Annotated in this window: 16 protein-coding genes; 12 read left to right on the forward strand and 4 right to left on the reverse strand. The window is 37.4% G+C overall.

The genetic code is table 11. The annotated features are described in order from the left end of the window. The first annotated feature begins 67 nt into the window (after positions 1-67). The 12 genes from BLO34_RS04760 (at position 68) to BLO34_RS14710 (ending at position 10,497) form a co-directional block, all read left to right on the forward strand. Positions 68-799: a UPF0489 family protein gene (locus BLO34_RS04760; protein WP_090753057.1), complete on the forward strand. Its 732-nt coding sequence runs from the start codon at positions 68-70 to the stop codon at positions 797-799. Between the two features lie 211 nt (positions 800-1,010). Next, on the forward strand, positions 1,011-1,757 hold the full coding sequence (locus tag BLO34_RS04765) for an ankyrin repeat domain-containing protein (RefSeq protein WP_090753059.1): 747 nt from the start codon (positions 1,011-1,013) through the stop codon (positions 1,755-1,757). A gap of 168 nt (positions 1,758-1,925) precedes the next feature. Then, a complete protein-coding gene (locus BLO34_RS04770) occupies positions 1,926-2,453 on the forward strand; it encodes a hypothetical protein (protein WP_090753061.1) in 528 nt (175 codons plus the stop codon). Positions 2,454-2,526: 73 nt separating this feature from the next. After that, positions 2,527-3,480: a TolB family protein gene (locus BLO34_RS04775; protein ID WP_090753062.1), complete on the forward strand. Its 954-nt coding sequence runs from the start codon at positions 2,527-2,529 to the stop codon at positions 3,478-3,480. A 27-nt stretch (positions 3,481-3,507) separates the two neighbouring features. After that, positions 3,508-4,677 (forward strand): sialidase family protein, encoded by a 1,170-nt coding sequence (locus BLO34_RS04780; protein ID WP_090753064.1) that lies wholly within the window; start codon positions 3,508-3,510, stop codon positions 4,675-4,677. A gap of 20 nt (positions 4,678-4,697) precedes the next feature. Continuing rightward, positions 4,698-5,105, forward strand: coding sequence for a VOC family protein (locus BLO34_RS04785; RefSeq protein WP_090753065.1), 408 nt, complete (start codon positions 4,698-4,700; stop codon positions 5,103-5,105). Positions 5,106-5,247: 142 nt separating this feature from the next. Beyond that, positions 5,248-6,309, forward strand: coding sequence for a bestrophin family protein (locus BLO34_RS04790; RefSeq protein ID WP_090753067.1), 1,062 nt, complete (start codon positions 5,248-5,250; stop codon positions 6,307-6,309). A 223-nt stretch (positions 6,310-6,532) separates the two neighbouring features. Continuing rightward, entirely contained in the window at positions 6,533-7,639 is a 1,107-nt protein-coding gene (locus tag BLO34_RS04795; protein WP_090753068.1) for an NAD(P)-dependent alcohol dehydrogenase, read from the forward strand. A 9-nt stretch (positions 7,640-7,648) separates the two neighbouring features. Next, the gene (locus BLO34_RS04800; RefSeq protein WP_090753070.1) at positions 7,649-9,112 is read left to right on the forward strand and encodes an aldehyde dehydrogenase family protein; all 1,464 of its coding nucleotides are present in this window, start codon (positions 7,649-7,651) and stop codon (positions 9,110-9,112) included. Between the two features lie 149 nt (positions 9,113-9,261). Next, positions 9,262-9,651: a hypothetical protein gene (locus BLO34_RS04805; protein ID WP_090753071.1), complete on the forward strand. Its 390-nt coding sequence runs from the start codon at positions 9,262-9,264 to the stop codon at positions 9,649-9,651. A 104-nt stretch (positions 9,652-9,755) separates the two neighbouring features. Further along, a complete protein-coding gene (locus BLO34_RS04810; RefSeq protein ID WP_090753073.1) occupies positions 9,756-10,022 on the forward strand; it encodes a hypothetical protein in 267 nt (88 codons plus the stop codon). 88 nt (positions 10,023-10,110) lie between these two features. Next, on the forward strand, positions 10,111-10,497 hold the full coding sequence (locus BLO34_RS14710; RefSeq protein WP_090753075.1) for a DUF6122 family protein: 387 nt from the start codon (positions 10,111-10,113) through the stop codon (positions 10,495-10,497). A gap of 118 nt (positions 10,498-10,615) precedes the next feature. Here BLO34_RS14710 and BLO34_RS04820 read toward each other — a convergent pair whose 3' ends face one another. The 4 genes from BLO34_RS04820 to BLO34_RS04835 all read right to left on the reverse strand — a co-directional run bounded on the left by BLO34_RS04820 (position 10,616) and on the right by BLO34_RS04835 (position 13,344). Further along, on the reverse strand, positions 10,616-11,293 hold the full coding sequence (locus BLO34_RS04820) for a type 1 glutamine amidotransferase domain-containing protein (RefSeq protein WP_090753076.1): 678 nt from the start codon (positions 11,291-11,293) through the stop codon (positions 10,616-10,618). Between the two features lie 85 nt (positions 11,294-11,378). Further along, positions 11,379-12,011 (reverse strand): NAD(P)H-dependent oxidoreductase, encoded by a 633-nt coding sequence (locus BLO34_RS04825; RefSeq protein WP_090753078.1) that lies wholly within the window; start codon positions 12,009-12,011, stop codon positions 11,379-11,381. A 12-nt stretch (positions 12,012-12,023) separates the two neighbouring features. Further along, complete coding sequence (locus BLO34_RS04830) at positions 12,024-12,491, reverse strand: MarR family winged helix-turn-helix transcriptional regulator (protein ID WP_090753079.1); 468 nt, start codon at positions 12,489-12,491, stop codon at positions 12,024-12,026. 247 nt (positions 12,492-12,738) lie between these two features. Then, entirely contained in the window at positions 12,739-13,344 is a 606-nt protein-coding gene (locus tag BLO34_RS04835) for a helix-turn-helix domain-containing protein (protein ID WP_090753081.1), read from the reverse strand. Positions 13,345-13,447: the final 103 nt, after the last annotated feature.

The raw sequence follows: 13,447 nt of genomic DNA on the forward strand, positions 1-13,447 counted from the left end.
AAATCATAGCACCCTTCGGGATGCTACGCTTCATATACTTAACGTTAGCACCAATACGAGAAAAACTATGCCACACATCATACCTTTTGAAGGAAGGCAAAATTCTGGAACTTATAAACTGAACTTATTATTCCAAGATGATAAGACATATCTAATGGATAATCATTTAGCTGCAAGTTGGTGTTGGTTGAGAGAAATAGACGTAAATACACAATACAACTTATTCCATATTGATAGACATTATGACTTATTAAAAAGTCAATTAGATTGGTGGATTGAAGAGCTTGAAAGGCAAAATGTTGACTTGCAAAATATTGGAATTCAAGAATTGACTGCATTAAGATATAACCCTGCCGAAATGCGAATGAATGACGAAGGTTATCAAATTCTTCGTTGGGATAATTATTTGACAATTTTCAATAGAATTTATCCAAACGTTTTGAACTTAACGTATTTCGCAACGCATAAAGACGGAGACACTTTAGAAAATTTGGAGATGTATGAACCTGAAATATGGGACTTACACGAAAATATGGCATATTGGATTAATGAGAATGATAATCACCAATGGATAGTTAATCTTGATATTGATTATTTCTTCATAAAATATGAGGACGAATATTTACAATTTCTTACGGATGATTATGTACTTAAAATTGCGGAGGAAATTAAAAAGTCAATGGAAAAAATTGATGTTTTAACTATAGCATTGAGTCCTGAATTTTGTGGTGGTTGGGAAAATTCAATGCGAGTAGCGAAATTAATAACTGACCATTTAGAAGTAGAATGGGTAGAATAGTACTGGTGCTAACAATGTATATTAAAAATAGCGCAAGTAGTTGCTAACACAAAGGTTCAGGCATTTTTGGTAAGTCGCCAAATTTTTAAATTTGACGATTTCAAAGTAAAAAGATAAATAGTAAAAATTAAAAATTCGGCTTGTGTATTATCCGAAAAAGTATCGCTTGTTTTCAGCGCTACTTTTCATATACGAGACGTTGCAATTAATTATGAAACTAGTACAAAAAAACGTGAAATATTTTATTACAACCATTTTTCTTTTGTTAATCAACTACACGAATGGACAAGAGATTTTTAATAGTATTAAGTCTGGTAACGAAGTTGACTTGGAAACTCTGTTGAAAAATGGAGAAGAAACTGAACAGTTTAATGAAAATGGATTAACACCTTTATGGATGGCAGTATTTAATAATGATACTACATCTGTCAAAATCTTAATTGAAAATGGAGCCAATGTAAACGGACTGACTGAAAAAGGTCTGACTCCCATAATTGTAGGGTCTATGGCAAATGCAAAGGAGAGTGTCAGAATATTATTAGACAACGGTGCGGATGTCAATTGGAAATCTCCAGCAGTAGGTAATCAAGAAGCAATTCGATTTGCTTCCAAAAATGGAACTGTCGAGTTTATAAAAATGCTACTTGACGCGGGTGCAGATATGGAATCTACCGCAAATGATGGAGGAACACCATTACTTGCAGCGGTTTACAGCAACAATTACAACCTTGCTAAATTCTATTTCGATATGGGTGCAAAAGTTAATATTCTAGCTAGAGATGGAGAATGTATAATTCTTGAAGCGATTAAAACAAAAAACCCTAAAATGGTAGAACTCGCGCTTCAATACAATTGCCCGTTAGACTTCAAAGATGGTAAGGGATTAAGTACAAAACAAATTGCAGATGCTACAGGGAATAAAAAAATCAAGAATCTCATCAAGAATGCGCTGAAATAACGAATAATAACAAAACCTCTAAACAATAGAAGCTTCGAGCTCAATCTCTGGGTTAGTACTTTTTTTGGAGGTCTCAAAATTTTTAAATTTAGTTATATGCATCAAACGAAAAGTGATTTTTAATTGAGATGTATTAAGAATCTATAGAAACAAGCTAAAAAACCTTAATTGACCTACAAAGACTATTTCAAAAATCTAGCTGATAAAGAAAATGGAGAGTTCTATTTCAAGGATGAAGATGTATCCATTGGAATGGGCGTTCGAAGTCCTGACGTTGTTTATAAAGTAACTTTTGATTATAAGAACAATCTTTTTACCGTAATAAATAGAACGGGAACTGCGTACGTTGCAACGTTTACCTGCGAACTTAGCCCAGCGATGCAACCCATTGCCTTTGAGATTAGTACAAGATCTCACATACTACAACTATTCTCAACAAAACAAACCCGATTGAAAATCAACGCTGAGAATGCCAACATTAAATATTATTTGAACAACAATCCTTCTTTCGAGACCTTAAGTCAGATTGCTAAGAAGGAAAATTTCAGTCCGTATATCGCTTGTGAGTTAGATAAAGGTTGGAGAATTGAAGCGAAATATCATTTGGAGTTTGATAATTGGACAGATCCAATAGAGCCAATAATTGACTTATATAAGGGTTTAATTGATGAGTTTGAAAACGCATTGCTAATATGAGTGAAAAGGCTTATCGAGAAATGAATTGAAATTAAATAAACAGTAAAAAAGTTATACCAAAAATGTCTTCGTCGTGAACAAATTTAACTTCGCTCTTCTTTTAATAATACTAGGTTTCTCATCTTGCAAAAATGATCCTACTCCCTATAAGGTTCAGTATTCCAATGAGCCCATCACAACACCGGTTCGCTTTGTACCTGGAGTTATTTCTACAGAAGACAATAGCGAATTTGAACTCACATTTTCTCCAGATGGTCGTAATACTTATTTCTCTAGAAGAAAACCAGAGGGAAAGCAAAAGATCTATCAAAGTGATTTTGTAGATGGAAAATGGACCACGCCAAAATTGGCTCCTTTCTCCACAGACCGTGATGAAACTCCAATGATTACGCCAGATGGCAAGTATTTGTTTTTTGGATCAGAGCGTGCGATACCGGATCAACCCAATCAAGGAAATTTTGATATGAACATCTGGATGATGGAGAAAACAGAAACTGGTTGGAGTGATCCATCACCGGTTCCAGGACCCATTAATTCGGTTCAAAAAGAAGGCGAAGAATGGCCATCGTCCAATAATAACTTCTTATTTACCAACGATAGCGAAACCTTCCAATTTACTACTATGATGCGTGGTGATACCGCTATCAGACTTTACGAAACCAAATTTGACGGTAACTCCTTCTCTACTCCACAGGTGGTTGAAGGTATTTGGGATGATGAAAAGTATTGGGTGTATTCGGCTGTTATTTCACCAGATGGAAATTATTTAATTTTTAATTCTTACGGAGCGCCTGACGGCGCTGGTGGTGAGGACATTTTTGTTTCCAAAAGATTTAATAATGGCTGGAGCAAAGCCCAATCTATAGGTCCATTGGTGAATACCGTTAATGAAGAAAGTAGTCCTCGATTTTCAAGAGATGGCAAATACTTCTTCTTCAGCCGAGCGGAAAATCTGGGGAATTATGAATTTGGTGAGTGGAGCATTTACTATGTAGAAACAGAATACTTGAAATTGAACGCATTGTAAATTAAATGGTAGAATTAAGTTCTTTATATGAGATTTTTTAAAAGACACCGTCTTTGCATATTTTTCTTACTTGCGGCTACAGTAGCACAAGCGCAGGAAAAATTACCTTTTGAAGTAGATCCTTTATTTGATTTTGAACAACCTAAAACATTAGGCTTACCTTTTGCCAAAGGGCTGGAAACCATCACTATATTTTCACCAAAAGCTAGTGATAACAAATACAATCACGGTGTGGTATTGTTTCCGTTTCAAGGAATGCTCTATGCTCAATGGCAAAGTTCATCTATTGATGAAGATGGCGCCGACACGCAAGTATTTTATAGTAAAAGTTCCAACGGTACTCATTGGGAACCACCGTTAGAATTAACCAAAAAACGGGCAAATGGTATTAAGACTAGTGGCGGCTGGTGGAGTGATGGAGAAACGCTCGTGGCTTACATATGTGTATGGCCAGAGAATAAAAGTGGCTCTAAAGAAGGTTATACGGAGTACATGACGTCTACTGATGGCATTCATTGGGATTTACCAAAACGAGTTACAAATGCTGATGGAGATCCTGTACTTGGAATTATAGAGCAAGATGTTCATCAATTACCTAACGGAAGAATTATAACTGCGTTCCACATGCAGCCTGGATTGACTGCGACGCCTTATTATACAGATGATCCATTGGGAATATCTGGCTGGACCTCTGGAGTCATGGAAAACATGCCTACGAATAACCAAAACATGAGCAGAGAATTAGAACCAAGTTGGTTCTATCGATCAGATGGTGCGATAGTCATGATCTTCCGGGATCAAGATAGTTCGTTTAAAAAGCTTGCAGCTGTTAGCCATGACAATGCTGTCACTTGGACTACACCAGTAGTTGTAAATACACCTGATTCCAGAGCCAAACAAAGCGCTGGTAATTTACCCAATGGAACCGCTTTTATGGTGAATAATCCATCGGGCAATAAAGACCGGTTTCCGTTAGTTTTGACACTGAGCAAGGATGGTTTTTTATTTGATAAGGCTTGGGTATTGAGAAGTGGTGATGATGATCTGCAACCCATGAGGTTTGATGGGAAGTATAAAAGACCAGGGTATAGTTATCCAAAAAGCGTAGTTTGGGGTGATCATCTATATGTCTCATATGCCACTAACAAGGAAGACGTGGAACTGACTAGAATACATATTGATAATTTAAAGAAATAGAAATTAACCGCTTGTAACAAATGCCCAACTTCTCATTCAACCATATCGCACTTGCGGTGAAAGATGTCCAAAAATCCATTTCATTCTATCAAAGTGTATTTCGGTTGGAAGAAATTGAAAACACAGCATCAAATTCAAAAACTCGATGGCTGTCTCTAGGCGAAGGAAAACAATTGCACCTCATTCCGCGGTCAGAAGAAGTAATCAAGACAACAAAGGCTGTCCATTTTGCTTTGTCCACTTCATCGATGGATAGTTTTGTAGCTCATTTGGGTAAATTAGATATCGGCTATTCGGACTGGCCAGGTTCTGAAAATAAAGACTACGTCAGAAATGACGGAATCAAACAAGTATACTTTCAAGATCCAGATGGATATTGGATTGAGGTAAATGATGATATTACGATACGTACCCAGCTATCTAGCTAAACCATTTTTCATTCTTATAATCTTGCATAAGTCAATTTTTGCAAAAAGTTATTTGACTTCAAAGTCTTTCTAAATACTTATTTTTAATTGCAATCTATTAGGATTCAGATTTTAAGAATTTGAGATTAGTTAAAATTAAAGTATGTACACTAGAAAGGTTTTCAAAGTAAAAGACATGGCCAAGTGGACTAGGTTTGAAACCTTATTGTTCTTGGCGATCATCATCATATTTGTAGCGGTATATTATTTCTTCGAATTGGATTGGTTACAAATACCATGGACACCGTTAGCGCTTATTGGTACTGCAGTGGCTTTTGTGATTGGATTTCAAAATAATTCTGCTTACGGTCGAATTTGGGAAGCTCGAAAAATTTGGGGCGGCATCACAAATACTTCTAGGACCTTCGGAATGTTTGTTCAGGATATGGTGAGTAATGAACTTGTACTCAACCAATATTCTAAAGAAGAATTAAATGAAGAAATAAAGATACTCACCTATCGGCATATTGCGTGGATGACCGCTTTGCGTCATGCAATGCGGGTTTCAAAACCTTGGGAAACTGCTATTTTGGAAAGGTCCAATAAAGAATGGAGTGATCTAAACAGTCCGCCAGAATGGAAATCTACCGTGGAAAAGGACATGAAACCTTATTTATCTGCAGAGGATCTAGCTTATACCATGAGCAAGAACAACAAGCAAACTGCACTACTCTATTTACAATCCCATCATCTCAAAAAATTAAAAGAGAAAGGAATCGTTTGGGAGTTTTCATTTCTAGAATTAGAAAATGTTCTAAAGGAGCTATTCACGTTGCAAGGTCAATCAGAGCGTATAAAAAACTTTCCTTATCCACGTCATTTTGCAAGTTTAAATCATTATTTCATGTGGTTATTCGTGTTGTTATTACCACTAGCAATTGTTCCTCAATTTGCCGAAATAGGTTCTGAAATAAGCCTTATTCATCCTACTATTGGTTCTCTTTTTATTTGGCTTTCTATTCCATTTTATGTGATCGTAGCTTGGATCTTTCATACCATGGAAAAAATAGGTCGAACTGGAGAGAATCCTTTTGAGGGATCGGCTAACGATGTGCCTATTTCAACCATGGCTCGCGGTATTGAGATTGATCTTAGACAAAATTTGGGAGAATCACTCGAAGACATCCCTAAGCAGTTCCCAATGATATACGATACAGAAATGTAATTGATAAGTATTGTGACCATAATCCTGAATGGTAAACTGAATACCTAAACAAGAATTTAGATCTGAGTAGACTCTAGTTTATTTCGACTATTTCGTCTGGTAATCTAGATCGGTTTGATCGAGCTACCGTATTAGGTTAAATCCCTGCTAAAGCCCACAAACTATAAGATTTCTTTTTGACTGCAACTCTTCTTTCTTTTCTAACTTAAATAAAAAGTTAGCCATGAAAGATATTAAAGCCGCTGTCGTAGAGCAGAAAAAAGGGAAATTCAATATGAAATCCCTCAAATTAAAAGACTTACAACCTAACGAAGTTCTGGTAGAGATTAAAGGTGCCGGGATTTGCCATACCGACCTCACCGCAAGAGATCAATCTTATGATGTGCCATTACCTATGATTTTAGGGCATGAAGGTTCTGGAGTAGTAAAAGAAGTAGGTAGCCAAGTTAAAAAAGTAAAATCAGGAGATCATGTGGTACTCACCTACGGATCATGTGGTGTTTGCCGCACATGTCTTGAAGGCACACCTCAATACTGTGAGAAATTCTTCGGTCTCAACTTTGGTGGTGAGAGATTGGATTCTGATGAAGAAGCCATCGATCAATCCAAAGAAGAAGTCCACAGCCGCTTTTTTCAGCAATCATCGTTTGCAACCTATTCAATCGCCACAGAGCGCAATGTTGTAAAAGTAAATAAGAAAGCACCCATCGAAATGTTGGGTCCACTAGGATGTGGGATCCAGACAGGATCTGGAGCTGTCATCAATTCGTTGAAACCAACGGCTGGAAGTACGATCGCCATTTTTGGAGCTGGATCTGTTGGTTTGTCAGCTGTCATGGCTGCCAAAATTTGTGGATGTCAGACCATCATCGCTGTTGATATCAATGCAGACCGCTTAAAACTCGCCAAGGAATTAGGAGCAACACACACCGTAAATAGCGATAAGGAAGATAATGTCGTAGAAAAAATAAAAGAGCTAACAGATCAAGGTGTTGATTATGCTGCCGAAACTTCAGGAGTTCCTGCAGTGCTAGCTCAAGCTGTGAAAGCCTTGCGCTGGAAAGGTAAAGTGGCCGTTGTAGGTGCACCGCCTATGGGCGTTACGGCAGACATTGATGTGAACGAAATCTTGGTTTGGGGTAAACAAATCATTGGTGTGGTAGAAGGTGACAGTATTCCAGACGTTTTCATACCTCGATTAATTGAATATTATCAAAATGGCCAATTTCCTTTTGACAAATTGGTAACCAAATTCAAATTTGATGATATCAATGAAGCCATTGAACAAATGGAAGCCGGCAAAGCCATCAAACCAATTCTAACCTTTTAAAAAAACCAAATGGATTTTAGTAAAAACTTAAATAAACAATATATCAATGGATCATGGGTCGATGGACGTGATGATGATGTCATCATCAATAAAAACCCATATAATCAAGAGAAGCTACAAGAAATAAAAGCAGCTTCAAAAGCAGATGTTGACAAAGCTTATAAAGCAGCAAAAGAAGCTTCCACTTCTTGGGCCAACGCTCTACCTCAAGAACGGTCGCAGGTCGTTATGAAATTTAGCGAGGCGCTGGAGAAGAATAAGGAAAAAATCATGGAATGGCTGATTAAGGAAGCCGGTAGTACCAAGGTAAAAGCTCAAATTGAGATTCAGATTTGTCAGGCAATTATCAAAGAAGCGGCCTCATTTCCTACTCGATCTCATGGATTCATCATGCATTCTTCCATCCCAGGAAAGGAAAACCGCGTTTACCGCAGACCAATTGGGGTTATGGGAATCATCAGCCCTTGGAATTTCCCGCTCAATCTTTCTATTCGATCCGTAGTAACTGCTATCGCATTGGGAAATACGCTGGTACTTAAACCGGCTTCACAAACGCCGGTCACTGGCGCTATTTTAATTGCCAAACTCTTTGAAGAAGCAGGATTACCTAAAGGTGTTTGTAATGTAGTTGTAGGTAAAGGTTCTGAAATAGGCGATTATTTTGTGGCTCATGAAACACCACAGCTTATTTCGTTTACAGGATCAACGCCGGTAGGCCGTAACATAGGGAAAATTGCTGGTGAGGCTCTTAAAAAGGTAGCATTAGAATTAGGTGGTAACAACGTCTTTATCGTGATGAAAGATGCCGATGTAGATAATGCCGTTGACGCAGCTCTTTTTGGCAAGTTTATGCACCAAGGTCAAATTTGTATGTCCATCAATCGCATTGTTTTGCAAGAAGACATTGCTGACGAATTCGTTGAGAAGTTTGTCGAAAAAGCCAAAAAACTCAAAGCTGGTGACCCATCTGATAAGAAAACCACTATTGGCCCTTTGATCGATACAGATCAGGTAGAGCGCATACAGGAAGATGTTAAGAAAAGCGTCGAAGCTGGTGCAAAATTAGTGTTGGATGGTAAGGTTGAGAGCACACTCATGCATCCTACCATTTTAGATCATGTAACTGACGATATGCCTATCGCTGCTAATGAAATTTTCGGTCCAGTGGCAGCTATCATTCGTTTTAAGACGGAAGAAGATGCTTTGAAAATTGCCAATAGCAAAGACTTTGGACTAAGCGGTGCGCTTCATACTAAAAACATCGAGAAAGCGGTTGCCTTTGCTAGAAAAGTAGAGACAGGTATGATTCACATAAATGATCAGACCGTCAACGATGAACCTAACGTACCATTTGGTGGTGAAAAAGGTTCTGGCGTGGGCCGTTTCAACGGTGAGTTCATCCTTGAAGAATTTACAAGATTGCAATGGGTTTCCATACAACATGAGGACCGTGATTATGCACCTTTCGCTTAAAGCGAAAGAGCAATAACCACCAGCCTTAGAATACATCCATTCTTTAATGCTAACTAATAACATAACAGCATTCAAGGATGGATTTTTTTGATTGAATAATCAGAGATAGAAATGCTATTTTAGAAGTTTTCAACTCTTAATAACAACCCATGGAATTTTCCTTGTCCATTGAAGACAATCCAGAATTCTTTTCAGACAAAATGATCACGTTTGAAAAGCGCCGTATTCTTCAACATTACTTTGAAAGTAATATCAAAATCAATGATAAGGAACGTAATATTCTAGAGAAATGTCCAGCCAATGAAATTGAACCCATTGCGCTCATAGGTTATTTATTGGGTACCACCACTCCACTTAATGTATTCAGACTGCGCATAGGATCAGTTTTTAAAAGCGATCTGCGACTTGCGAAAGAATGCCAGCAGTTATTTACCGAAGATGACGTCAAGCATGCAGAAAGCGTCTTGTACCATTGGGAATATGAGTATGATGAGGATGTTGAAGAACCCATTGTACATTATTACAATTCCTATTTCTAAAAATTTTTGATTACGCCTTTGGCAAAAAATGTATCCCGATTATTTTTAGATCAATGCTATGTTTTAATAGTTGGTTTTTATTTTAGCGGCTTAAAATATACTCCATGGTCAAAAATTACTTGCAAATAACCGTAGCAGTATTCCTACTCTTGATATTACAATCCTGTGATTCAACACTGTGCGATGAGGGATTTACAGAAGTTGATCAAAATGGCGGCACTGTTTGCCTGCCCGATTATGTTGTCGGTATTGAAAAATCAACCTGGTTAGGAACTGACTTTTATCACAGTGACTTTGGAGTTATTGCTTTTAAAGATGGCTCATGGGTCACGTCATACGGTGAGAAGCTAGAACTTTCAGATCTGGACTAGCCTACTTCTTTTATTGAAACAGATGGTTTTAGTAGTTGCGTATTAGACAAAACTCTAATTTAGTTTCATAAAGAAATTCATTTTATAGATGCAGACTTTAGTTCATTATTTTCTGCATTTTGGAGCGCCTTTCATTATTGCCTATGTCTTTTTTAGATCGCAATGGAAAAAGGCATATTTGATACTGCTGGCTACTATGTTGGTAGATTTGGATCATTTGCTGGCTACCCCTATTTTTCAGGCAGATCGTTGCAGTATCAACTTTCACCTATTACACACCCATTACGCGATGATAATTTATGTGGTGTTGCTTTTCTTTAAAGGTCCATTGAGAATCATAGGCATCGGTCTCTTGTTCCACATGGTTACAGATACCGTGGATTGCTTATTTACATATTCCAATTGTAAGGAATGTCTTGCCACATCGCCAGCGATTGGGTTATTGGAAACCATCGCAAGCCTGCTGAACATATGAATTTTGAATATTAGTTCGCTTTCGCGAAAGCGATATCCTCATCATCTCACTTATCAAACTGACTTTAATAAAAAAGCCCATACGTTATCGTACGGGCTTTGTTCAAATGAGGTTGAAATTATTTTACTGAATCGTAAAGCAACTCTGCCACCTTATTAGATGAAGCTGGATTTTGTCCAGTGATCAAACGACCGTCCTGCAGTACATATTCTGACCAGTCATCACTTTTAGAATAGATGCCGCCATTTTCCTTCAACATATCTTCTACCAAAAATGGTACAACGTCCACTAGGTCAACGGCTTTCTCTTCAGAATTGGTAAATCCAGTGACCTTTTTACCTTTTACAAGTGGCTCACCATCAATTCCTTTCACATTTTTCAATGCTGCTGGTGCGTGACATACAAATGCAATTGGTCTTTCTAATTCATTGAATTTTTCAATCAGTCTTATCGATGTCTTGTCATTGGCTAGATCCCAAAGTGGTCCATGTCCACCTGGATAGAATACCGCATCATAATCTGCTGGGAAAATGTCCGTCAATTTATGAGTATTGTTGATTCTTTCCTGTGCCTCTTTGTCGTTGTGAAAACGCTCTGTCGATTCGGTTGAGGCGTCATCTGTATCACTGCTAGGATCGATGGGTGCTTTACCACCTTTAGGCGTAGCAAGTGTTATATCGACACCTTTATCTTTTAAGGTGTAATATGGTCCTGCAAATTCTTCTACCCAGAAACCTGTTTTTTTACCAGTGTCTCCTAATTTATCGTGTGATGTTAATACAAATAGTACTTTCATGATATTTATTTTAATGTTTGTTAATAGCCGCAATCGTATAAGCAGCGATTTATTTTAATGATTTTAAATGTGACTGTGAAACTGTTTAATCAATCACTGTCACCAGGTCTTCCATAGGTTTTCTCACTTTCACAAGATCTGACAACCAGTCCTCTGATGCATGACGGTAACCTATAGGCATAAGAACGCAGCTGCGTAGTCCTTTTTCTCTTAGACCTAATATTTTGTCTACAGCATCTGCATCAAAACCTTCCATAGGTACAGAATCAACTTTCTCCTCTGCCGCGGCCATCAAGGCATGTGCAAGACCTATGTAGGCTTGTTTTGCTGCATGGTTGAAGTTCTCCTCGTCATCCTTTTGCGGATAAGAATTCAATAGCTGCTGGCGGTAATTTTCCCAGCCTTCGTTTTTGAATCCGCGTATCTCGTTAGTCAAATCAAACATGTAATTGATGCGGTCTTTAGTGTAGGTATCCCATGCTGCAAAAACCAAAAGGTGTGAACAATCTGTCACGGTAGATTGATCCCATGCTACTGGTTTGATCTTTTCCTTAGTTTCTTGATTTGTGACCACCAAGACTTCAAAAGGCTGTAAACCACTAGAAGTAGGCGCTAGACGCACGGCTTCTAGGATGCGGTCAATTTTATCCTGTGATACCTTCTCGCCGTTCATGGCTTTGGCAGCATATCTCCATTTTAAGTTCTCCAATAAATTCATTTCTTCTCTTTTTTAATTGTTTTGTTTTTTGATCAGTACCTGCATCCAGTTTTCTAGAACGCCTTTAAGGTGCTGTATTTCTGATAGGTTGATGTTTTCAGTAGTTAATAAGCCAAGAACATCAGTAGGTACACTAGCAGCTTTCTCTTTTAGTTTCCTGCCTTTATTAGACAAACAGATGATCACACTGCGCTCATCCTCATTGCAACGATTGCGATGTATAAACTCCTGACTTTCCATGCGTTGCAACAATGGTGATAATGTATTTGTGTTGAGTAACAACCGCTCAGAAATATGATTGATGCTCAAATGATCCTCTTCCCATAGCACCATCATAACCAGATATTGGGGATATGTCAACCCAATTTCTTTGAGATATGGTTGGTAAGCCCTAGTAATTAATCTTGATACAGAATAGATAGGAAAACAAACCTGATTGCTCAATTTGAGTGGATCTGTATTTTCCTTGTCATCTATCATATCATAATTTATATCGTGCGCGACACAAATATAGAATAGGAAAAACACGCTACGTATTAATCTTATGTTAGAATAACGGAACCGCGCAGATGGATAGGATAGGTTTTACTGAAATGTATTGGTATGTAATTATGTTTGAAGTAGTTCGCTTTCGCGAAAGCGAAGATTCTAGAAACATACACACAAAATGAATCTCATGAACTACGAGTAAACTTGATAAACAAGTGTAAAAATGAGTAGTGGCTTTCTACTCTACTGAATTATCGATAGTACTAATAAGCTGCCAAAATTTGTAGGTGCTCATCGGTTGATCGACAGTATCAAATAAGGAAAGATATTTGAACTCCAGCTCATCATTAGATCCTATTTTAAGAATTTCGTCGATGATTGTATCGCCATTTTGATTTTGGACGATATAAATTGTTTTTTCTTTAAGATTTTTGAAAACTACCTTTTGCCCTATTAAAATACATGGTTTTTCAATGTCAGGATGCTGGCTTTTTTGACAATTAAAAACGGAAAGATTCCGGTTCGTATTTATAAGCTTGAACGTATCTACGACTTCAATTTGAGATGAGATTTCTTCTATATTGACGTGCTCACTTCCACCTGAAAAAAAGACGTTATGAGATTCACTTTCAGTTGATTGTCTCTCATCAAAAAAGATATAATTAAGATCTAGATTTTTATCATCACATAGAGCTATCACCTTATTAAAATCTAGCGTATCCCTTTTCTTCCATGTGGATAATGTGTTTGATTTTATATCTAACAATTCACACACATCCTTATCTGCGCTGATGGATAATTCTTCCTTCAAACGAGCAATAATGTTAGTCGCATTTTGAGACATTTAACTTTTTATTAAGATTTAAAAGAAACTTATTCCGATAATTTTAGAATTAAATACGACGAACGGTAAGTTTCTAAATTATTGGAAAAGATAGCACATATAA

This window comes from Nonlabens sp. Hel1_33_55, assembly GCF_900101765.1.
In the GTDB taxonomy this organism is placed as follows: Bacteria; Bacteroidota; Bacteroidia; order Flavobacteriales; family Flavobacteriaceae; genus Nonlabens.